Source organism: Nisaea acidiphila (assembly GCF_024662015.1).
In the GTDB taxonomy this organism is placed as follows: domain Bacteria; phylum Pseudomonadota; class Alphaproteobacteria; order Thalassobaculales; family Thalassobaculaceae; genus Nisaea; species Nisaea acidiphila.
In genome coordinates this window covers 2,528,635-2,548,991 of sequence record NZ_CP102480.1, presented here as the reverse complement: position 1 = coordinate 2,548,991, position 20,357 = coordinate 2,528,635, and the positions used below count along the sequence as shown (strand labels likewise).

The following is a 20,357-nucleotide window of genomic DNA, read 5'->3' as shown; positions in this document are numbered from 1 at the left end:
CCGCTCCCGCTACGGCCTCATATGCCCCCGTACCGGGGCATCAGCCGCAGGCCGAGAGTGGCGGGGAGGGCCTCAGACCTTGCGAAGGCGCCGAACAAGATCAGGAGCTCGTCCCTCGACGTCCTCGTACCAAATCCTGAGATCTTCCCGGATCAAGGAAGGCACACGCTCGGGGGACGTCGTCCCGTCGTCAATGGATTTAAGGTCGTGGAGTACGCCCCGATATGCGGCGTACCATACCGTTACGTCCCGTACGAGTTCAGAACCAAGCAATCCCACTCGTGGCAGCACGGCCTTGGCGATATCAGGCATGTCAGCATTCAGTCCAAAGAGGCCGGGACGATGTTTAGACGGATCGACCGTCCCCTCTTCCAGAGCCTTCGCCCAACCTTCGTAGTACTCGATATGGCCCCTGTTGATGGCTCCCCTGACAACCGACTCGATCTCGGCAGCCAACATCGCAGCGATGGACCGACGCTCGTCTCTCCTCTTCACTCTCATCGAGAAGAGCGTACCCACCAACGTCGCCAAACCACCGATCAGCGCTCCGACACCGGCGGCGGCAAGAGGTACAACTACGTCACGCACCTGATCGACACCCGCGTCTCCAACCACGTTGATACCCAGCACCCACTCCTCCGAAGCCATACCGCATATAGGTTGTCAAACCCGACCCACCCTCGCATCATAGGTACACTCCTGAGTCCTCTCATGGCCATCATCAAACGATGTCAGAGTTCATCGACGACGTCCTCAAAGCACTAACGGACTACGCTCCGATGGCGGCGTGGTTCGCCCTGTTTCTCTCGGTCATGCATGTCGGTATATCCGGGTGGAACACTGGGATCGCCTCCCGGAACCGCCGCGACACCCTCGCCGAGCGGGAGCCCGTCGCGGAACTCTCCTCAGTGCCGTGGGAACCACTGATGCGCCGTCTCATTGTTACCGTTCGAAATCCCCAGCGTGTGGGCATCAAGGTCGCCGAGGTCGAACTCCTAAATCCCGGAGCTGTGACCTTTCTGCATGAGGATAACGAGGTCGAGCGGGTCGGATTTGGGGAGCCTGTTGAACCCGGTGAAAGCGGGAAGTTTTTGGTGTTGGCAGTCGCCACGTCAGAAGGTCCGCAAGAAGTTAGCATCAGAGTGCATTACTACGACCGGACCGACCAAACCGGAGTGCCTAAACAGATCCCGGCAAGATGTGAGATCAACTTCGACCAATCAGTCCGTAAGAAGCGCCGCGTGGTTTCGAAGGGCGTTAGGGTGCGAAGAAGCAACTGGATGATGCGCTAAACATCGTGCCGCACTCGGGCCTGAGATGTCCCAAACGACCCTGCCTCAACGAGACGTCTCACAGCCCACCAAGGGTGTCTCACACACATGCTCTTGATTTTTGATACATAACATTATAGACCCTTGTGAGACATACAACGCCTCACAGGGGAACGCAATGCTTGTCGGATACGCCCGCACCTCGACACTCGAACAGGAGGCCGGTCTGGAGGCTCAGAGACGGGACCTAGAGGCCCTCGGGTGCCAGAAGGTCTTCTCTGAGCAGGTGTCCTCAGTGGCCACTAGACGGGCTCTGGAGGCCGCTCTGGAGTTCGTCAGGGAAGGCGACACGCTTGTCGTGACGAAGCTCGACAGGCTGGCGCGATCCGTGGTGCACCTCGGGTCGATCTTGGAGGCGCTGACGGAGAAGGGAGTGCACCTTAAGATCGTCGCCCTGAATGTGGACACGAGCGATGCTACAGGGAAGCTGATGCTGAACGTCATGGCCTCAGTGGCCCAGTTCGAGCGCGAAATGATGCTGGAGCGACAGCGCGAGGGGATCGCAAAGGCGAAGGCCGAGGGCAAGTACAAGGGGCGGAAACCGACCGCGATGGAGAAGAAGGACGAGATCACGAGACTGACTCAGGAAGGCATGGGCCCCACTGAGATCGCTAAGAGGCTCAGGATTGGACGTGCAAGCGTGTACCGGGCGCTAGCCCGCTAGGAGGTGGACTTTGGATAACTCGCCACCACCGCTCAAGGAGTTCGTCGACGATGCCGGAGCGCTCGTCGTTGGCGGAACCCCTACTTCCTTGCTCGGGCGTCTCTACCAGCGCTGGTGGGAGCAGAAGCAGCAAGAGGTCTGGAACGAACTCCTTAGTGCACTAGAGCGAGGCGAAGTCGATGAACAGCGCTTACGCACACATCCGGATTTCCCCACCATTCTTGTCAAGTACGTCGCAGCCGCTCGGGACGGCGCAGCGCGACGGAACCTTCGTGTCATGTCGGAGGCGATAGCCAACATGGCGCACCGCCACGTCCTCAGCGCCGACGAGTTCAGTAAATACGCTGATCTGCTTTCTAGAATGACCCGCGACCAGATGTTCGTAGCGGGTCGGCTTGCGACCCTGTTGATCGAGTACGTCGGCCACGCAGACCTAAACGGGGTCGACATGACCAAGGAAGATCACCGACGACGAGAAGATAACAGGGACAAAGCAGCTGAAGCGCTCTACGACGAACTGGTTCCGAAAGAGTTCGCCACATCGAATGACCTAGCTGGCGTACTGCATCAGCTGGTCGGCCACGGGCTGTGCTTCTATGCCGACAGGAGACATTACCCGACCCCTATCTTGATTGAACTTCATGCGCTGGCCGATCTAGCGAAGGCAGCTAAGAGACCCACTTAACGGACACCCTCGATAGGGGCCGGTCTCACCATACGACAAGACGGCTCCTCGCCGATCCAACCGCCCCCCCTGCCGCTCGAAGAGACGTGACGACCAGTTTATGGACACCTATGAGAAACGCTCCGGGGATCATATAGTTAACACTTAGTGGTACCTTACGAGATCATTAGGAGGACCTAATGTAGCCACTAAGAGGTAGGGGATCATGATCCAGATCCCCCTTCATATCAGACGACGCTCGTCCATGCCTTACTGCTCTGGTCGACTCACTGAGTCGCGGCGACAGTCATCTCTGAAGAAAAGCCTCGTGGCCCTCGTTGGCGATGGCTATGCGTTCTTGGAGATCGTGAACCAAGTCCATCAAAGGCGCAGCTTCGTGACCCGCCTCGTGCGTCTCAGATAAGCGAGCTATGTACTCGCCGAGCGCTGTGCAGCCGAAGAGCCCTAGAACCAGTAGAAGTTGAGGTCTGGGGTGGTGCCATTCATAGTCGGGCATGAAGCCGCCTTCGTGCTCGGACAGGTGGTACTCTAAGAGGTCCATCCAGTTTCCATGCACAGAATGAGACGGGCCAGCGAATAGGCCTAGGTAGTTGGGCCCCCACCCCACAGCCTCCGCCCGTTGATAGACGTTCGTATCAGACCACGGCCTCATACCGTCACGCGTTACGCTAGTACGCGTTACTCCTGATCTTTCAAAAGCGCGCTCGATGGACCTCATCATCCGCTGTTCTATGGGCCAGACTTCTCCGCCCCGCTCTTCAATATTGCGTTCGATGGTCTCCACAAGGCGTTTCTCGTGCCTGAGCGATGCGAGTACATAGCCGTCATATACGGCCTCATCTCTGGTCCCCATCAAGTACCGAAGATTGACGAGGCTCTCGAAAGCCAGCCTACACAGAATGTAGGCCGTCTCCCGTCGGTGTTGGCACGTTTCATCGAGTATAGATTGGAGCAGCTTTTGAAACCGCACCAAGAGACCGACTACTATCGCCTCATTGCGCGTCCAGTGAGATCCGTTACCCGGAACAACTGACCCAACAACGCATACTAAGTTGCCCAGCTCTACTCCCAGCTTCACGGCAAGCTCGTTGAAGTCCTCTTCAGAACAGAAGCCACCAATCAGGTCCGCATCAACTTCGACGCGGGGTAGCGGGGAAACGGCTTCCTCAACGGTCAATCCGGCATCCATGGATCGCCTCACATTCTCTCGTTCGACTAGTCAGAGGATATCAGGACATCTCACCGAGTCATGCCGTACGAGTGGTCGGCGATAACCGCGACGCAGCGCCCAGTAAGACGTCTCGCACCCGTGAGGAGGAGGCTGGACTCTGCCAGCACACCAAGCACCAGCGCCTAGAGGTCACTGCGTCGCGGCGACGTGTACTCAGGGGGCGCAGAAACGCCTGTTCACTTTCACGCCCCTGTTTTTGTGATTCCGGCATCATATCTGAGGCCTAGGCTAGATTGGAGTGAGGACCTCGTCTGTCTGGAAGACCTGAAACCTCCCGTCATCGAGACGGTTCACCAGCTCCCCGTCCTCCAGTACGTACCGATAACTTCCTTTGAGCGCTCCCCCACGCTGGTCCAGCGATCTCCCGCCGATCATAGTGGTCAGCTCTAGGACAACGTAGAGCGTGCCGTCTTCGCCTTCAGCTTCGATCCTATCAGTGATCTCTACTCCCACGACCATCTCCTCTTAAGCGAGGCCGGAACGGCTGTCAGGTTCGTCACGCCTTCGCGACGCGACGACAGCTCATCTGTGCGACCTAGTCAAAGACGAGCAGCCGAGAGGTGTCAGGGAGAGTCAAGAATACCACGTCATTCGACACGCCACCACACGGACACCGAGTCTCGCGCATCGCATCGAGCAGCACTCACAACCGTTCCTACAACGGTTCCTACAAGGCCAAATTTTTAGGATCACATAACTGACTGATTTTATTGTGCAATCATGTCAGTTTGAGGGAAACTGGCGGAGAGAGAGGGATTCGAACCCTCGGTACGCTTGCGCGCACAACGGTTTTCGAGACCGCCCCGTTCAACCACTCCGGCACCTCTCCGCACCGAGGGCCGGACCATAACGATGTGGGTTGCCGGATTCAATAGGGGAAATGCGTGTTCGCCGTACGCCGTGCGCTCTCTGGCGCCGGCCGTTCGGAGATACTATATATAGCGCCGCATCGAGGAGTGTGGGCGGGACGATTCCGGGCCCGCTCCGGGAGGGAAAGATTCTATGGTTGTACGGCCAGTTTCCCTGTTGACTTGGGCGGCGCCGCGAGTATAGTCCGCCGCTCCGACGCGGACGAAATGTTCGCGCGCTCAGTTTTCATTGCCAGAGTAATGACAATGTTCGCAGTCGTTAAAACCGGCGGTAAGCAGTACAAGGTCGCCCCGAACGACGTCATCAAGGTCGAGAAGCTCGCCGGCGAAGCCGGGTCTTCCGTCGATCTCGCCGACGTCCTGATGCTCGGTGAAGGTGACGATCTCAAGGTCGGCGCGCCGACCGTCGAGGGTGCTGTGGTCCGCGCCGAAGTGCTTGAGCAGACCAAGGGCGACAAGGTCGTCGTCTTCAAGAAGAAGCGCCGTCAGGGCTATCGCCGGACCCGCGGTCACCGTCAGGAGCTGACGGTACTGCGCGTGACCGACATCCTGGCCGACGGCAAGAAGAAGGCCGCGCCGAAGAAGGCAGCCGCGAAGAAAGCCGCGCCGAAGGCGAAGGCCGAAGACGCAGCTCCGGCGGCCGAAGCCGAGACGAAGGAGTAATCGATGGCTCATAAAAAGGCAGGCGGTAGTTCCCGTAACGGCCGCGACAGTGCAGGCCGCCGTCTCGGCGTGAAGAAGTTCGGTGGCGAAGCCGTGATTGCCGGCAACATCATCGTCCGCCAGCGGGGCACCAAGTTCCATCCGGGCGAGAATGTCGGCATGGGACGTGACCACACCCTGTTCGCGCTGACCGACGGCAAGGTTGCCTTCCGTCGGAGGGCCAAGGGCCGCACCTTCGTGGAAGTGGCGCTGGCCGAAGCAGCGGAATAACGTCGCGCCCGCTAACGTGCGGGCCCAGCGACAGCGGATGAGGGAACGGTCCTGCGGCTGTTCCCTTTTTTCGTGCCCGCATTTCGGGCCCGCATTTCGAGATTGCATGAGATGAAGTTCCTCGATCAGGCCAAGATCTTTCTGAAGAGCGGCGACGGCGGCCCCGGATCGGTCAGTTTCCGGCGCGAAGCCTTCGTCGAATATGGCGGGCCGGACGGCGGCGACGGCGGCCGCGGAGGCGCTGTGATCGCGGAGTGCGTCGACGGCCTCAACACGCTGATCGACTACCGCTACCAGCAGCATTTCAAGGCCGAGAGCGGCCGTCCGGGCGCCGGGCGCAACCGCTCGGGCGCCAAGGGCGGCGACGCCGTGCTGCGTCTGCCGGTCGGCACGCAGATCCTCGACGAGGAGCGCGAGCAGGTGATCGCCGACCTGACCAAGGTCGGCGAGCGCGTCGTCCTGCTGAAAGGCGGCGACGGCGGCTTCGGCAACGCGCATTACAAGACCTCGACCAACCAGGCCCCCCGCAAGGCCCTTCCCGGCTGGCCCGGCGAGGAAATGTGGGTCTGGCTGCGCCTGAAGCTGATCGCCGATGCCGGTCTCGTCGGCCTGCCGAACGCCGGCAAGTCGACCTTTCTCTCCAGCGTCACCCGCGCACGGCCGAAGATCGCCGATTATCCCTTTACCACCCTGCATCCCGGTCTCGGCGTCGCCTCGGTCGGCGGGCAGGAATTCGTCATCGCCGACATTCCGGGACTGATCGAGGGCGCGTCCGAAGGCGCCGGCCTCGGCCACCGTTTCCTCGGCCATGTCGAGCGCTGCGCCGTGCTGCTGCATCTGGTCGACGCGACCCAGGACGACCCGGCGGCGGCCTACCGCACCGTGCGTCAGGAACTCGAGGATTACGGGGGCGGCCTCGCCGACAAGCCCGAGATCGTCGCCCTGTCCAAGATCGACGCGATGGCGGAGGAGGACATCCCCGTTCTGATCGAGATGGTCGAGCAGGAGATCGGCAAGAAGGTCATCACCCTCTCCGCAATCTCCGGCGCCGGCCTCGACGAGGCGCTGCAGATCCTTCTCGAACCCGTGCTGGAGGCCCGCGCCGCCCGCAAGGTCGAAACCGCCGTCGACGGCGAGGATTTCGAGGAAGAGGAAGAGGCAGAGACAAAGGAAACCGGGGAGAGCGCCCCCGGCTGGTCGCCGCTGTGAGCCCCGAAGGTGTGGAAAACCTCACCCGTTCCGGACTCGAAACGTCCGAGCGCGTGGTCGTGAAGATCGGCTCCGCCCTGCTGGTGGACGAGAAAGGCGGCGAGATCCGGCGCGACTGGCTGAACGCGCTCGCCGACGACATCGCCAATCTGAAAGCCCGCGGCAAGCAGGTGCTGGTGGTCTCCTCCGGCGCCATCGCTGTCGGCCGCCGCCTGCTCGGCCTGCCGAAAGGTGCGCTGAAGCTGGAAGACAAGCAGGCCGCAGCCGCCACCGGTCAGGTCCGCCTCGCCCATGCCTATCAGGAAGCGCTCGCCCGCCACGGGATCACGGCGGCGCAGATCCTGCTCTCGCCGGGAGACACAGAGGAGCGGCGGCGGCATCTGAATGCCCGCGCGACGCTGAACGCCCTGCTCGCCCTCGGCGCGGTTCCGGTGATCAACGAGAACGATACGGTCGCGACCGAGGAAATCCGCTACGGCGACAACGACCGGCTCGGCGCCCGCGTCGCGCAGATGGTGAGCGCCGACACGCTGATCTTGCTCTCGGACATTGACGGGCTCTATACCGCCGATCCGCGGAGCAATCCGGCGGCAGAGCATATTCCGCATGTGGAACGAATTGACGAGGGCGTCGAGGCGATGGCCGGCGCCGTCGGCAGCGAACATGCCTCGGGAGGCATGGTCACGAAGCTCGCGGCGGGGAAAATCGCGTCCTCGGCCGGCTGCCGCATGGCGATCGCGAAGGGCCACGATCCGCATCCGCTAAAAGCGATCGAGGAAGGCGCACGGGTCACCTGGTTCGCCGCCGCCACCTCGCCGCGCGGCGCGCGCAAGAACTGGATTGCCGGCTCGCTCACACCGAAAGGCAGCGTCACCCTCGACGAGGGCGCCCTGAAAGCGCTCGCGCGGGGCAAGAGCCTGCTGCCGGCGGGCGTCACCAAGGTTTCCGGCGAGTTCGAGCGCGGCGATCTGATCGAGATCCTCGATCCGGCGGGACGCCCGGTCGCGCGTGGCCTTTCGGCCTACGGCGCGGACGACGCCGGAAGAATCGCGGGCCACAAATCCCGTGAAATAGAGCGGATCCTCGGCTACCGTGGCCGCGACGAACTGGTCCACAGGGACGATCTGGTGCTGGAGCGCTGAGGCGCGAGCGCCGGAGAGAATTGGGAGCGAACGGACCCATGGCCATTCTTGAATTCGACCGGACGGACGACGCCGGCATCGCGGAGATGATGACCGGCCTCGGCAAGGCCGCCCGCGCGGCGTCGGCAGCGCTTGCGCTCGCCACCACGGAGCAGAAGGACGCCGCCCTGACCAATGCGGCGGCCGAGATCCGCAAGGCGCTGCCCGAAATTCTCGCGGCGAACGAGAAGGACCTCGCCTTCGCCCGCGAGAAAGACGTGCGTGAGTCCCTGATGGATCGCCTCAAGCTCGACGAAGGACGGATCGAGGCCATCGCCAAGGGCATCGAGGATGTGGCCGCGCTGCCAGATCCGATCGGCGGCGTGATGGCGGAATGGGAGCGGCCGAACGGGCTGAAGATCGCCCGCGTGCGCGTGCCGCTCGGCGTGATCGGCATCATCTACGAATCGCGTCCGAACGTAACCGCGGATGCGGGGAGCCTCTGCCTCAAATCGGGCAACGCGGCGATCCTGCGCGGCGGCTCGGAGAGCTTCCACTCCTCGAACGCTCTGGTCGAGTGCCTGCACCGGGGCCTGAAGGCCGCGGGCCTGCCGGAAGCGGCGGTGCAACTCGTCCCGACCCGCGACCGGGCCGCGGTCGGCGCCCTACTGACCATGACGGATTCCGTCGACATCATCGTGCCGCGCGGCGGCAAGAGCCTGATCGAGCGGGTGCAGAAAGAGAGCCGCATTCCGGTGATCGCCCATCTCGACGGCGTCAATCATGTCTATGTGGACGGCGCCGCCAATCCCGAGATGGCGCGTGAGATCGTGCTGAACTCCAAGATGCGCCGGACCAGCGTCTGCGGCGCGGCCGAGACCTTGCTGGTGGATCGGAAGATTGCCGAGACACAACTGCCCGGCATCGCGGCGGCTTTGAGCGGCGCGGGCTGTGCGCTCAAGGGGGATGCGGCCGCCCGGAAAATCGTTCCGGATATGCAACAGGCGACGGAAGAGGACTGGTCGACCGAATATCTCGACGCGATCCTGTCCGTGCGCGTGGTCGACGGCCTCGACGCGGCGATCGACCATATCAACCGCTACGGCTCACACCACACGGACAGTATCGTGACAGGGGACGCCGCCGCCGCGGCGCGTTTCGCCGCGCGTGTCGACAGCGCGATCGTGCTGCACAACGCCTCGACCCAGTTCGCCGACGGCGGCGAGTTCGGCATGGGGGCGGAGATCGGCATTTCGACCGGCAAGATGCACGCCCGCGGACCTGTCGGCGCGGAGCAGCTCACCTCTTTCAAATACGTCGTGACCGGCACCGGCCAGACCCGTCCGTGAGCGCGGTCCGGCCGTCCTGCCGGCAGTGACCCCATGATCCAGAATCCAAAGGCACGCCGCCTCCTCGCCTCTGTCCGCGGCCGCACCGTCGCGGTGATGGGCGGCTCCTTCAATCCGGCGCATCGCGGCCATCTCGACATCGCCCTGCTGGCGCTGCAGAAGCTGGGTGCGGACGAGGTCTGGTGGATGGTCTCGCCTCAGAACCCGCTGAAAACGGCGGACGACATGGCCCCGTTCGAGGAACGCAGGGCCTCTGCCGTTCGGCTCGCCCGCGGTCATCCCCGGATCCGGGTCACGGAAATAGAGGTGCTGCTCGGCACCCGCTATACCGCCGACACGCTCTCTACCCTGGTTTCCGGCGCGCCGTTCACCCGCTTCATCTGGGTCATGGGCGCCGACAATCTGGTCGGCTTCCACCGCTGGGCGGAATGGAAACAAATCTTCAACAGTGTCGTCATTGCAGTTTTCGACCGGCCAACCTATTCTCTAAGGGCCTTGTCGGGCCCGGCGGCCCGCCGTTTTGCCAAGGCACGCATCCGGCAGCGCGCCGGAGAAAGCCTCGGTAAGCGACGGGCACCGGCGTGGGTGTTCTTTCACACCCCGCTGAATCCGTTGTCCGCGACCAGCATCCGATACGGATCGGACTGGCCGGACCGGAGACGCTGAACCTGTACAATGCAGAACTGGTGCCGCTCCGGAACGGCGGTGCCGAGACTTCATCGGTCAAGCGCCTCAGGCGCGGAAGGAGACAGTCATACCGAAAAAAGCCGCTCTCCCGTCCCGGGAAAGCCTCGTCGATCTGGCCTCCCGCTCGCTCGACGATAGTAAGGCAGAGGATATCGTGGTCATCGACCTCGAAGGCAAATCCTCCATCAGCGATCACATGCTGATCGCAAGCGGGCGATCCACCCGTCAAGTCGCCGCCATGGCGGAACATCTCATCGAAAAGCTGAAATCCGTTGGCGTGAAAGGCATCTCTGTCGAGGGCCAGTCGCAGGGCGATTGGGTTTTGATCGATGCCGGCGACATCATCGTGCATCTCTTCCGCCCGGAAGTCCGCGAATTCTATGCGCTTGAGAAAATGTGGGGCAGCGAACCGCCGGCCCGCGGCAGGGTCGTCCAGATCGGCGATGCCGCCGAGGCCCGCGAGATGGCCCACGCCTGAGACCTGACCGGAATGGGGCGCGGCGCCGGAGGCACGGACCGGCGCCCGCCCGAAAGCGTCGGTCCGGGAGCGTGATCGCATGAAATTGACCCTCGCCGCGGTCGGCAAGGCACGCCGCGACGTGCATGCCGAGCTGTTCGCGCATTACCGCGCCCGCCTCTCCTGGCCGCTGGACCTCAAGGAAGTGGATATCCGCCGCAAGCTGCCGCCGGAGCAGCTGCAGGAGGAAGAGGCAACCCAGCTACTCGCCCAGGTTCCCGACGGCGCTATCGCCGTGGTCCTCGACGAGCGCGGCAAGACCCTTTCCAGCGCCGAATTCGCCAACAGGATCGGCGCCTGGCGGGACGACGGCGTGCGGGACATCGTCTTCCTGATCGGCGGTGCGGACGGGCATCACGAAAGCTGCCGCAAGCGCGCCGACCTGCTGCTCTCGCTCGGCCGCGCCACCTGGCCGCATATGTTGGTGCGCGGGATGATCGCCGAGCAGCTCTACCGTGCGCAGCAAATTCTGGCGGGACATCCCTATCATCGGGAATGACCGGCGCCGGGGAACGCGTTATAACCGCCAAATCATGACAGATCAGACACAGAAACCGCGTCCCGTTATCCTCTGCATCATGGATGGCTGGGGCCAGCGCGCCGAGCGCGACAACAACGCCGTCCAGCTCGCCAACACCCCGAATGTCGACCGTCTGACCGCCGCCGGCCCGAGCGGCTTCATGCGCGCCAGCGGCGGCGATGTCGGCCTGCCGGATGGGCAGATGGGCAATTCCGAGGTCGGGCACATGAATCTCGGCGCCGGCCGTGTCGTGATGCAGGACCTGCCGAGGATCGACGCCGCCGTCGCGGACGGCTCGCTCGCGACCAATCCGGAGCTGCGGAAACTGATCGCGGCCGCGAAAGCGGGCAGCGGGCGCTGCCACCTGCTCGGCCTGACGTCACCGGGCGGCGTGCATGCGCACCAGTCCCATATCGCGGCCCTCGCCCGCATCCTGACAGCGGAAGGCGTCGAAGTGCTGGTGCATGCTTTCCTCGACGGCCGCGACACGCCGCCGAAAAGCGCCAAAGGCGATATCGAGCGCCTGCTAGCGGAGCTGCCGGAAGGCGCCCGCATCGCCACTGTTTCCGGGCGGTTCTACGCCATGGACCGGGACAAGCGCTGGGAACGCGTGGAGCAAGCCTACAAGGTCATTGCGGAAGCGGAAGGAAATCGCGCCGAGGATCCGCTCGCCGAGATCGACCGATCCTACGCGGCCGGCGAGACCGACGAGTTCGTCACCCCGGCAGCGCTGCCGGGCTATGACGGGGTGAAGGACGGCGACGTCCTGCTCTCCGCCAATTTCCGGGCCGACCGGATGCGGGAAATCCTCGCCGCCCTGCTGGATCCCGCCTTCGACGGGTTCGTACGCTCCCGCTGCCTGAAATTCGCCGCCGCGGCGGGCATGGTGAGCTACTCATCCGAGCTGGACCGGTTCCTCTCCGTGCTGTTCCCGGCCATCGACCTGAAGAACACGCTGGGCGAAGTCGCGGCGAATGCCGGCCTGACCCAGCTGCGCATGGCCGAGACCGAGAAATACCCGCATGTCACCTTCTTCCTCAATGGCGGCCGCGAGGAGGTCTTCGAGGGCGAGGACCGGATCATGGTGCCGTCCCCGAAAGTCCGGACCTACGACCTGCAGCCGGAAATGTCGGCGCCGGAAGTGACCGCGAAGCTGGTCGGGGCGATCGAGAGCGGGAAATACGACCTGATCGTCGTCAATTACGCCAATCCGGACATGGTCGGTCATACGGGCAGCCTCGATGCCGCGATCAAGGCGGTGGAGACCGTCGACGATGCGGTCGGGCAGATCGAGGCCGCACTGAAAAAGGTCGGCGGCTGCACGTTCCTGACGGCGGATCACGGCAATTGCGAGCAAATGCTGGATCCCGAAACCGGCGGCCCGCACACGGCGCACACGACCAATCTCGTGCCGACCGTGCTGGTCAATGCGCCTGACGGAATCGGCGCGCTCGCGACCGGGCGCCTCGCCGATGTGGCACCCACCCTGCTTGAGCTGCTCGGCGTGACGCAGCCGGCGGAAATGACGGGCCGCTCGATGCTCCGCGCCAGCGCCGCAAGCGCGGCGGAGTAACCGCAGCCGATGCGGACGGCGATCGGCAGCAAGCTCCCGCCCTCCGCGGCCGCACTGCTTCTGGTCGCCCTCGCCTTTCCAGGAGCCCATGCCGCCGAGCCGCTGCCCGATCCGGAACAGCTCGACGAGAATCTGAAGAAGGTCGAACGCGCACTCGACGAGGGCTCGGCCCGCAAGCGCGACCTCGACAAGCTCGCCGACAGCGTCGAGCAGGAACTGCAACGGCTGCGTCAGGCCCTGGTGCTCGCGGCCGAGGCGACCCAGCAGCGCGAAGCGGAACTGACCGCCGTCGAAACCAAACTCGCGGACCTGCAGGCCGAGCGGGAGAAGAGCGCCGCGTCGCTGGCCGGCAAGAAGTTGCAACTGACCCGCGTTTCCGGCGCGCTGCGGCGGCTGGCCGCGCGGCCGCCGCTCGCCATGATCGCTTCGCCCGCCGATCCGCTCGATACGGTCCATACCGCCATGCTGCTTGGGTCCGTGGTTCCGGACCTGCAGAGCGAGGCGGCCCGCCTCAGCGGCGAGATTGCCCGCCATGCGGCGGTCGAACGGGAAATCCGCGGCGAACAGGAACGGCTCGCCGCGGCGGGCGCGGCGCTCGCCGGCGAACGAGCCCGGGTCGCCGCTCTGCTGGAGGCGAAGCAGGCCGCGCGAAGTTCGATGGCGAAAGAACGCTCGGCCGTGGCCGAAAGGCTGAGCGAACTCGCCGCCTCGGCGCGCGATCTCCGCGAGCTGATGCAACGCGTCGAGCAGCATCGGGCCGAGAGCGATTCGGCGCGGAAGCGGCTGAATTCGATTGTCGGCGCAGACCAGCCCTCGAACGAAAGCGCGGTCGCGCCCGGATCGGTGCCGGCGCCCTCTTCAGCTACCGTGCCCGGCACGACGGAATTCGTCGCCCGCCTGCCCGAAGGCCCGGATATCGCCCGAAACAAGGGCAACCTCACCTATCCCGCCGCCGGCCGGATCAGTCAGCGATTCGGCGCGCCGAACGCCCTCGGGCTTACCGAACGCGGGATCGTGATCTCGCCCCGGGAACAGGCGCAGGTCGTGGCGCCTTTCGACGGAAAAGTCGTTTATGCGGGGCCGTTTCGCGGATATGGTCAAATCGTGATGATTGAACATGGCGGCGGCTACCTTACCTTGATGGCAGGTATGTCCTCGGTTGATGTTCAGGTTGGACAGGGTGTGCTCGCAGGAGAGCCGGTTGCCCGTATGGGACCGGCCGGAACGGGAGCGGACGGGACCGACGGACTCTATGTGGAGTTTCGCCACAATGGTGCCCCGATAAATCCGCTACCATGGTGGTCCGCGCGTACGAACAAGGTAAGGCGATGATGAAATCGATCCGTCAGATGAAATCCTGGTCCCGGGCCGCCCTGCTGGGCGCCGTCGCCGCTACCGCCCTGCTGGCGGTACCCTCGATGGAACGTGCCGACGCCCAGTCGCAAAACGACACCGACACCTATCGCCAGCTCAGCCTGTTCGGCGACGTCTTCGAGCGGGTCCGTGCGGAATATGTCGAGGAAGTGAGCGATCAGGAACTGATCGAGGCCGCGATCAACGGCATGCTGGTCTCGCTCGACCCCCATTCGAGCTTCCTGAATTCCAAGAGTTTCCGCGACATGCGGGTCCAGACCAAGGGCGAGTTCGGGGGTCTGGGCATCGAAGTCTCGATGGAGAACGGCCTCGTTAAGGTGGTCTCGCCGATCGACGACACGCCCGCCGCCAAGGCCGGCCTGCAGCCGGGCGACCTGATCACCCATCTCGACGGCGAGCCGGTGCTCGGCCTGACCCTCGGACAGGCGGTCGAAAAGATGCGCGGTCCGGTGGATTCCGACCTGACGATTTCCATCCGCCGCCAGGACGCCGAGCCGTTCGACGTGACGCTGACCCGCGCGGTCATCAAGATCCGCTCCGTGCGCTCGCGCGTGATCGACGATGTCGGCTATGTCCGGATCACCACCTTCAACGAGCAAACAACGTCAGGCCTGCACAAGGCGATCGAGGAGATCAAGGCCGAGAAGGGCGACGAGCTCACCGGCTATGTGATCGATCTCCGGAACAATCCGGGCGGTCTCCTGGACGAGGCGATCTCGGTATCCGATACCTTCCTCGAGCAAGGCGAGATTGTCTCGACCCGCGGCCGCGACCCGGAAAACGCCTCCCGCGTCCACGCCAAGCCGGGCGATCTGACCGACGGCAAGCCGCTGGTGGTGCTGATCAACGGCGGCTCCGCCTCGGCCTCCGAAATCGTCGCCGGGGCTCTGCAGGACCACCGCCGGGCGATCCTGCTCGGCAGCCAGAGCTTCGGCAAAGGCTCCGTGCAGACCATCATCCCGCTCTCGGGACAGGTGGCGATGCGCCTGACCACGGCGCGGTATTACACGCCGTCCGGCCGCTCGATCCAGCAGACCGGCATCGCGCCGGATATCGACGTGCCACTGGCCCGGATCGAGAAGCTCGACAACGGTAAATCACGGCGCGAAGCGGATCTGCGCGGCGCTCTGAACAATCCGAGCGGAAACGGCGATAACCAGACATCGGCCGAGGACGGCGAAGAGGCGGCGGCGCAGCCGCCCGAGCAGGTCGACTACCAGCTCGCCCGGGCGATCGATCTGCTCCGTGGGATCGATCTCTATCGCCAACGCATCGTGAATTGAAACTCCCGCTACCAAAAATAAGCCTGAAGCTTCCGGCGCTCCCCTTCCGCAAGGGGAGCCCGGATGGCGAGGCCGAGATCGGGCCGGAGCGGCCTGGAAGCCGCGTCGGCCATATCCTTCGCATTGCCGGAATGGCCGTGCTCGGAATCTCCGTGATCGGCGGCCTCGGCGCGACCGTCGGCTGGCTCGTGGTGAACGGCGCGGACACGGTCGCGGACCGTGAGGCGCGGCGGCCGGAGCTGACGGTCTCCATCCTGCGGGACGGCGAGGAAGCCGCGCCGAATTCGAGCCTCGACACCATGGCGAGGAAGATGGCCGACGAGCATGGCCAGATGCCGAACGACGGGCATGGCGAGGACGTGGCCCATGACGACGGCAATAGCGCGCCTGCTACCGGCAAAGGTATGCCGGACGAGATCATGCCCGAGGAACAAAAAGGCCCACGCTTCGAGCTCGCGCTGGTGGAAGAAACCGAAAAGGGCATGCTCCCGGTGATTGCGCCTGACGGCCGCAAGGCTTGGGAGACCTATGCCCGCCCGTTCGAAGCCGACAGCCGTCTCCCGCGCATCGCAATCGTCATGACCCGGATGGGGGTTTCCCGCTCCCTGACAGAAGCCGCTATTGAGGTCCTGCCTCCGGAAATCTCCTTCTCCTTCGCTGCGACGGCGGCAGATCTCGACGATCAGGTCGCCGCGGCCCAGAAGGCCGGGCATGAGGTCTTTCTCGACATCCCGATGGAACCTTTCGGCTATCCGACGAACGATCCGGGGCCAACAACCCTGCTCACGTCCCTCAGCGCGGTCGACAATCTCAACCGGCTGGAGACGGTTCTCGGCCGGACCGTCGGCTACGCCGGCGTCATGGGCGTGAAAGGCTCTCAGTTCACGACCGACGAGGAAGCTCTCACGCCGGTGCTCTCCGTTCTTAAGGAACGCGGCCTCATGTATGTGGACAGCGCCGCCAGCTCGCGCACCATCGCGCTGGAGCTCGCCGGAACGCTGCAGCTGCCAAGGGCGATCGCCAACTGGCGGATCGATGACAGTCCCGCACTCGCCGAGATCCAGCGCCGTCTCGCCGCGCTGGAGCGCACGGCACAACGCACCGGCTTCGCGCTTGGTGTTGTCCCCCCGCTCCCGCTGACGATCGATCTCATCGCCTCCTGGGCGGAGACCCTCCCCGAGCGCGGGATCGCGCTTGCGCCGGCCACGGCAATCGCGAATAAACAGAGCCTTCGCTAAGCTACGCAACCAGCCGGGGGCTGCTGCATGACCGTCGATCCCTCTACCCTGCCATACCGGCGGAACGTCGGAATTGTCCTGATCAACAGTGACGGCGGCATCTTCATTGGGCGTCGGGCCGATATGCGTCCCGCAGCCTGGCAGATGCCCCAGGGCGGGATAGACGAGGATGAGTCTCCACGGGAAGCTGCCTTACGCGAACTCGCCGAAGAAACCGGTGTCACGGACTGCGAGATCATTGCCGAGACGCCGGACTGGCTGACTTACGACCTGCCTGCGGAACTCATGGGAAAGGCTCTCAAAGGCAAGTATCGCGGCCAGAAGCAGAAATGGTACCTCGCCCGCTTCACCGGAGAGGACGCCGACATCGACCTCGCGGCGGACAATGTTGAGTTCGATGCCTGGCGCTGGGCCGGCTCCGACGATGTCCTGGAGCTGATCGTCGATTTCAAACGGCCGGTCTATCAAGTCATCATGGAGCAATTCGCGGAATACCTGAAACGTTAGCCTCCTTGCCTTCGGTCACGGTGCTGCTAGGCTGATGTCTTCAGGAGCCGTTCTCCGCGCTGAGTTGCGCTTTCGGCCAGCGACAGGACAGATGAAACAGAGGTTCGATGGCCGCGGGCAGCGACACTCTTCCGCAGACTTTCGAGCGCCGGGGAACCTGCGTTCCGCTGATATCGGTGCCGACATTCAACCACCTACGCGTGCGCGAATACGTCACAAGCCGCGGCCGTCTCCTGGAAGCGACCATTCCGAATTTCTCCGGCACGAGGCGCGGCGAGTTTGCCATCGTCGACTGGAAGCAGCTTCCCTCTATGGCCACGCTCTCGGAGCGAGACTCCGAAGTACATGCCCGAATCATGGAATCGCGCAGCGCGCTCGACCTCGATCCGATCAATGTCAGGTCGATCCTGCAGCACGCGGACGCCGCCTATAATCCCGACGAGGAACGCCGCCGGAAAGCCCGCGAACAGACCCAGCGCGACCTCGAAGAACAGGAAATCGTCCGCATGTCCTGCATCGCCCAGATGACCCGGGAATGTGGCGTCGCTCAAGGCGATTCGTTCATGGCTCGGGCCAGCACGCAGTCCCTGCTCAACCTGATGTCCGGCAAAAGCGCGATCGCCGACTTTCGAATGGAGGAGCTGATCGCCAAGGTGATGTCGCACACGGCGCTCAGAGCGGGCTGCTCGGTAGAAGACGTGCGCGACTGGCTGGAGCCGCTGGTCGGGCTGATCGCGCCGTTCGGATCCGTCGCTTCGGAACAGGAGACGAGGACCGACGGTTTTCTCTTCCGCCAGCATCTGCGGTTGCTGGAATTTCGCGGCTCACTGAAGGCCTACGCGACCCAGGCGCGGCCCGAAGTCGCCGATTCGGCCGAGCTGATCCTGAAAGTCCTCGATCAGACCATCACCTATGTGAGCGAGCGAATTGTCCGTCTGGACGCCTTGCTCGCAAGCATTGCCGGGATGTTCCGTCAGGTCAGAAACTCCCTTGACCAGCTTCAGAAGCTGCGGCGGGACGTGGCCTATGGTCTGGACGGCTGGGACGATCTTGTCTCGATCTGGCTCGACGCGGTCGAGAACAGCCACCTGATCGGCGGCGAGCAGGGCATGGAAAGGGCAATCGGCCACATTCTCTGGCACCTGCCCATGATCCCCTACAAGGAACTGCATGGCGATGCATTCGACGCACAGTCTTCCGTCGAGCGGGCACGCGTCAAACTGGTCAGCCAGATGCATTCCTGGCAAACGGACGAGATGGATTTCGAGCTGCAGGACCGGGTCGAGAGAGGCAAGACCAAGAGCGAGGAGACAGGGTCGCGCTGGGAAGCCTCCTAAAAGAAAACGGCCGGCTATAAAGCCGGCCGCTTCAAATCAGTCTGTCGGATGGATCAGTGCGTCGCCGCGGCGCGCATGGCCTCAAGAACCACGATCCGTGCCTCGATCCGCTCGCGATCGAGATCGGAACCCGCATCCTTCAGATCGTCCCGCAGGTCGGAGATGTCGCTATCCACCTTCGCCGCATCGATATCGGCGAGCGGCAGCGCCTCCTCGGCCAGAACCGTGCAGCGCGTTTCGGTGACTTCGGCGAAGCCGCCGGCAACGAAGATGCGCTCGGCGACCGAGCCGTTCTGATAGATGTCGATCACGCCCGGCCGCAGCGTCGAGATCATCGGCGCGTGGCGCGGCAGCACACCGAAATTGCCTTCCGCTCCCGGGACCACGACCATTTCGGTCGCTTCCGAGTAGAGAAGCTTTTCCGGCGATACCAGTTCGAACTCTGTCGTCTCGGCCATCTTTATGGCTCCACTCCGTTAGGCGGATGCGATCAGGCCGCTTCCGCCGCCATCTTCTTGGCCTTCTCGATAGCTTCCTCGATGGTACCGACCATGTAGAAGGCCGCTTCCGGAAGATCGTCGTATTCGCCGGCAACGATGCCCTTGAAGCCCTTGATGGTGTCTTCGAGGGAAACAAGCTTGCCCGGGGAACCGGTGAAGATTTCCGCGACGTGGAACGGCTGGGAGAGGAAGCGCTGGATCTTCCGGGCGCGGGCCACGGTAAGACGGTCTTCTTCCGACAGTTCGTCCATGCCGAGAATGGCGATGATGTCCTGCAGGGACTTGTAGGTCTGCAGCACTTCCTGCACCGAACGGGCGACCGCGTAGTGGTCGTCACCAATGATCCGCGGGTCGAGCATCCGGGACGTGGAGTCGAGCGGGTCAACCGCCGGGTAGATGCCGAGCTCGGCGATCTGACGGCTGAGAACGGTGGTCGCATCAAGGTGCGAGAAGGACGTGGCTGGCGCCGGGTCGGTCAGGTCGTCGGCCGGCACGTAAATGGCCTGCACCGAGGTGATCGAACCCTTCTTGGTCGTGGTGATCCGCTCCTGCAGGGCGCCCATGTCGGTCGCGAGGGTCGGCTGATAGCCCACCGCCGACGGGATACGGCCGAGAAGCGCGGACACTTCGGAGCCGGCCTGGGTGAAGCGGAAGATGTTGTCCACGAAGAACAGCACGTCCTGACCTTCCTCGTCGCGGAAATACTCGGCCTGGGTCAGACCGGTCAGCGCGACGCGGGCACGGGCACCCGGCGGCTCGTTCATCTGGCCGTAGACCAGCGCGGCCTTGGAGCCCTCGCCATCCGGCACGATAACGCCGGATTCGACCATCTCGTGATAGAGATCGTTACCTTCACGGGTCCGCTCACCGACACCCGCGAACACGGAGTAACCGCCGTGCGCCTTCGCGACGTTGTTGATGAGCTCCATGATCAGAACGGTCTTGCCCACGCCGGCGCCGCCGAACAGGCCGATCTTGCCGCCCTTGGCGTATGGGGCGAGAAGGTCGACGACCTTGATGCCGGTGACCAGGATCTCGGCTTCCGTGGACTGCTCCGCGAATTCCGGGGCCGGACGGTGGATCGGGTAGGTCTTCTTCGCCTTGACCGGCGCGCCTTCGTCCACCGGATCGCCGATGACATTCATGATGCGGCCGAGCGTTTCCGGTCCGACCGGAACGTTGATCGGGGCGCCCGTGTCTTCGACCGGCTGGCCGCGGACCAGACCTTCGGTGCCGTCCATCGCGATGGTACGGACAGTGTTCTCGCCGAGGTGCTGAGCGACCTCGAGAACCAACAGGTTGTCACCGTTTTTCGTGTGAAGGGCGTTCAGGATCGCCGGGATTTCGCCGTCGAACTGAACGTCGACGACGGCGCCGATAACCTGTGTGACTTTGCCTGTCGCATTCTTAGCCATAAGTCAGCTCCAAA

At 63.6% G+C, this 20,357-nt stretch carries 21 protein-coding genes, 1 tRNA gene and 1 pseudogene; 17 read left to right on the top strand and 6 right to left on the bottom strand.

Translation table 11 applies throughout. From position 1 onward, the window contains the following. Positions 1-72: 72 nt before the first annotated feature. Positions 73-630 carry a hypothetical protein gene (locus tag NUH88_RS11775; RefSeq protein ID WP_257766603.1) on the bottom strand — a complete coding sequence of 186 codons (558 nt, stop codon included), beginning with the start codon at positions 628-630 and terminating at the stop codon, positions 73-75. A 98-nt stretch (positions 631-728) separates the two neighbouring features. Here NUH88_RS11775 and NUH88_RS11770 point away from each other — a divergent pair, with 98 nt between their 5' ends. The 3 genes from NUH88_RS11770 (at position 729) to NUH88_RS11760 (ending at position 2,680) form a co-directional block, all read left to right on the top strand. Then, positions 729-1,292, top strand: a complete 564-nt coding sequence (locus NUH88_RS11770; RefSeq protein ID WP_257766602.1) for a hypothetical protein — start codon at positions 729-731, stop codon at positions 1,290-1,292. A gap of 157 nt (positions 1,293-1,449) precedes the next feature. Beyond that, positions 1,450-1,995 carry a recombinase family protein gene (locus NUH88_RS11765; protein WP_257766601.1) on the top strand — a complete coding sequence of 182 codons (546 nt, stop codon included), beginning with the start codon at positions 1,450-1,452 and terminating at the stop codon, positions 1,993-1,995. A gap of 10 nt (positions 1,996-2,005) precedes the next feature. Continuing rightward, positions 2,006-2,680, top strand: a complete 675-nt coding sequence (locus tag NUH88_RS11760; RefSeq protein WP_257766600.1) for a hypothetical protein — start codon at positions 2,006-2,008, stop codon at positions 2,678-2,680. Between the two features lie 286 nt (positions 2,681-2,966). Here NUH88_RS11760 and NUH88_RS11755 read toward each other — a convergent pair whose 3' ends face one another. The 3 genes from NUH88_RS11755 to NUH88_RS11745 form a co-directional block, all read right to left on the bottom strand. Then, positions 2,967-3,869, bottom strand: a complete 903-nt coding sequence (locus tag NUH88_RS11755; RefSeq protein WP_257766599.1) for a DUF5677 domain-containing protein — start codon at positions 3,867-3,869, stop codon at positions 2,967-2,969. A gap of 270 nt (positions 3,870-4,139) precedes the next feature. Next, on the bottom strand, positions 4,140-4,364 hold the full coding sequence (locus NUH88_RS11750; protein ID WP_257766598.1) for a hypothetical protein: 225 nt from the start codon (positions 4,362-4,364) through the stop codon (positions 4,140-4,142). Between the two features lie 286 nt (positions 4,365-4,650). After that, positions 4,651-4,740 (bottom strand) — tRNA-Ser (locus tag NUH88_RS11745). A gap of 286 nt (positions 4,741-5,026) precedes the next feature. On the opposite strand from NUH88_RS11745, the pseudogene rplU reads away from it, so the two are divergent. From rplU to NUH88_RS11675, 14 genes and pseudogenes are all read left to right on the top strand, one after another. Next, positions 5,027-5,335 (top strand): annotated as a pseudogene (gene rplU / locus NUH88_RS11740) (50S ribosomal protein L21); the annotation flags it as partial. Positions 5,336-5,446: 111 nt separating this feature from the next. After that, complete coding sequence (gene rpmA / locus NUH88_RS11735; protein WP_257766597.1) at positions 5,447-5,713, top strand: 50S ribosomal protein L27; 267 nt, start codon at positions 5,447-5,449, stop codon at positions 5,711-5,713. A 111-nt stretch (positions 5,714-5,824) separates the two neighbouring features. Then, positions 5,825-6,922, top strand: coding sequence for a GTPase ObgE (gene obgE / locus NUH88_RS11730; RefSeq protein ID WP_257766596.1), 1,098 nt, complete (start codon positions 5,825-5,827; stop codon positions 6,920-6,922). Between the two features lie 11 nt (positions 6,923-6,933). Then, entirely contained in the window at positions 6,934-8,064 is a 1,131-nt protein-coding gene (gene proB, locus NUH88_RS11725; protein ID WP_257766595.1) for a glutamate 5-kinase, read from the top strand. 38 nt (positions 8,065-8,102) lie between these two features. After that, positions 8,103-9,392 carry a glutamate-5-semialdehyde dehydrogenase gene (locus tag NUH88_RS11720; protein WP_257766594.1) on the top strand — a complete coding sequence of 430 codons (1,290 nt, stop codon included), beginning with the start codon at positions 8,103-8,105 and terminating at the stop codon, positions 9,390-9,392. A 33-nt stretch (positions 9,393-9,425) separates the two neighbouring features. Next, the gene (locus NUH88_RS11715; RefSeq protein WP_257766593.1) at positions 9,426-10,058 is read left to right on the top strand and encodes a nicotinate-nucleotide adenylyltransferase; all 633 of its coding nucleotides are present in this window, start codon (positions 9,426-9,428) and stop codon (positions 10,056-10,058) included. An 88-nt stretch (positions 10,059-10,146) separates the two neighbouring features. After that, positions 10,147-10,557, top strand: a complete 411-nt coding sequence (gene rsfS, locus NUH88_RS11710; protein WP_257772196.1) for a ribosome silencing factor — start codon at positions 10,147-10,149, stop codon at positions 10,555-10,557. 79 nt (positions 10,558-10,636) lie between these two features. Further along, positions 10,637-11,095, top strand: a complete 459-nt coding sequence (gene rlmH, locus NUH88_RS11705) for a 23S rRNA (pseudouridine(1915)-N(3))-methyltransferase RlmH (protein ID WP_257766592.1) — start codon at positions 10,637-10,639, stop codon at positions 11,093-11,095. A 34-nt stretch (positions 11,096-11,129) separates the two neighbouring features. Further along, entirely contained in the window at positions 11,130-12,689 is a 1,560-nt protein-coding gene (gpmI, locus tag NUH88_RS11700) for a 2,3-bisphosphoglycerate-independent phosphoglycerate mutase (protein ID WP_257766591.1), read from the top strand. A 9-nt stretch (positions 12,690-12,698) separates the two neighbouring features. Then, a complete protein-coding gene (locus NUH88_RS11695; protein ID WP_257766590.1) occupies positions 12,699-14,021 on the top strand; it encodes a murein hydrolase activator EnvC family protein in 1,323 nt (440 codons plus the stop codon). After that, positions 14,021-15,346 carry a S41 family peptidase gene (locus tag NUH88_RS11690; RefSeq protein WP_257772194.1) on the top strand — a complete coding sequence of 442 codons (1,326 nt, stop codon included), beginning with the start codon at positions 14,021-14,023 and terminating at the stop codon, positions 15,344-15,346. Before NUH88_RS11695 ends, NUH88_RS11690 begins: the two co-directional genes overlap by 1 nt. Continuing rightward, a complete protein-coding gene (locus tag NUH88_RS11685; protein ID WP_257766589.1) occupies positions 15,343-16,584 on the top strand; it encodes a divergent polysaccharide deacetylase family protein in 1,242 nt (413 codons plus the stop codon). The genes NUH88_RS11690 and NUH88_RS11685 overlap by 4 nt, the downstream gene beginning before the upstream one ends. Positions 16,585-16,611: 27 nt before the next feature. Next, complete coding sequence (locus NUH88_RS11680) at positions 16,612-17,091, top strand: RNA pyrophosphohydrolase (RefSeq protein WP_257766588.1); 480 nt, start codon at positions 16,612-16,614, stop codon at positions 17,089-17,091. 107 nt (positions 17,092-17,198) lie between these two features. Further along, a complete protein-coding gene (locus NUH88_RS11675; protein ID WP_257766587.1) occupies positions 17,199-18,428 on the top strand; it encodes a hypothetical protein in 1,230 nt (409 codons plus the stop codon). A 53-nt stretch (positions 18,429-18,481) separates the two neighbouring features. Here NUH88_RS11675 and NUH88_RS11670 read toward each other — a convergent pair whose 3' ends face one another. Further along, positions 18,482-18,886, bottom strand: a complete 405-nt coding sequence (locus NUH88_RS11670; protein WP_257766586.1) for a F0F1 ATP synthase subunit epsilon — start codon at positions 18,884-18,886, stop codon at positions 18,482-18,484. Positions 18,887-18,918: 32 nt separating this feature from the next. Continuing rightward, complete coding sequence (atpD, locus tag NUH88_RS11665; protein ID WP_257766585.1) at positions 18,919-20,343, bottom strand: F0F1 ATP synthase subunit beta; 1,425 nt, start codon at positions 20,341-20,343, stop codon at positions 18,919-18,921. Positions 20,344-20,357: the final 14 nt, after the last annotated feature.

Excerpts from the sequence above, each read along its gene's own strand:
- NUH88_RS11670 (WP_257766586.1), bottom strand. The coding sequence starts at position 18,886 with ATGGCCGAGACGACAGAGTTCGAACTGGTATCGCCGGAAAAGCTTCTC.
- obgE (WP_257766596.1), top strand. The coding sequence starts at position 5,825 with ATGAAGTTCCTCGATCAGGCCAAGATCTTTCTGAAGAGCGGCGACGGC.
- NUH88_RS11770 (WP_257766602.1), top strand. The coding sequence starts at position 729 with ATGTCAGAGTTCATCGACGACGTCCTCAAAGCACTAACGGACTACGCT.
- NUH88_RS11765 (WP_257766601.1), top strand. The coding sequence starts at position 1,450 with ATGCTTGTCGGATACGCCCGCACCTCGACACTCGAACAGGAGGCCGGT.
- NUH88_RS11720 (WP_257766594.1), top strand. The coding sequence starts at position 8,103 with ATGGCCATTCTTGAATTCGACCGGACGGACGACGCCGGCATCGCGGAG.
- rpmA (WP_257766597.1), top strand. The coding sequence starts at position 5,447 with ATGGCTCATAAAAAGGCAGGCGGTAGTTCCCGTAACGGCCGCGACAGT.
- NUH88_RS11675 (WP_257766587.1), top strand. The coding sequence starts at position 17,199 with ATGGCCGCGGGCAGCGACACTCTTCCGCAGACTTTCGAGCGCCGGGGA.
- NUH88_RS11695 (WP_257766590.1), top strand. The coding sequence starts at position 12,699 with ATGCGGACGGCGATCGGCAGCAAGCTCCCGCCCTCCGCGGCCGCACTG.
- NUH88_RS11715 (WP_257766593.1), top strand. The coding sequence starts at position 9,426 with ATGATCCAGAATCCAAAGGCACGCCGCCTCCTCGCCTCTGTCCGCGGC.
- NUH88_RS11690 (WP_257772194.1), top strand. The coding sequence starts at position 14,021 with ATGAAATCGATCCGTCAGATGAAATCCTGGTCCCGGGCCGCCCTGCTG.
- gpmI (WP_257766591.1), top strand. The coding sequence starts at position 11,130 with ATGACAGATCAGACACAGAAACCGCGTCCCGTTATCCTCTGCATCATG.
- atpD (WP_257766585.1), bottom strand. The coding sequence starts at position 20,343 with ATGGCTAAGAATGCGACAGGCAAAGTCACACAGGTTATCGGCGCCGTC.
- rlmH (WP_257766592.1), top strand. The coding sequence starts at position 10,637 with ATGAAATTGACCCTCGCCGCGGTCGGCAAGGCACGCCGCGACGTGCAT.
- NUH88_RS11680 (WP_257766588.1), top strand. The coding sequence starts at position 16,612 with ATGACCGTCGATCCCTCTACCCTGCCATACCGGCGGAACGTCGGAATT.
- NUH88_RS11755 (WP_257766599.1), bottom strand. The coding sequence starts at position 3,869 with ATGGATGCCGGATTGACCGTTGAGGAAGCCGTTTCCCCGCTACCCCGC.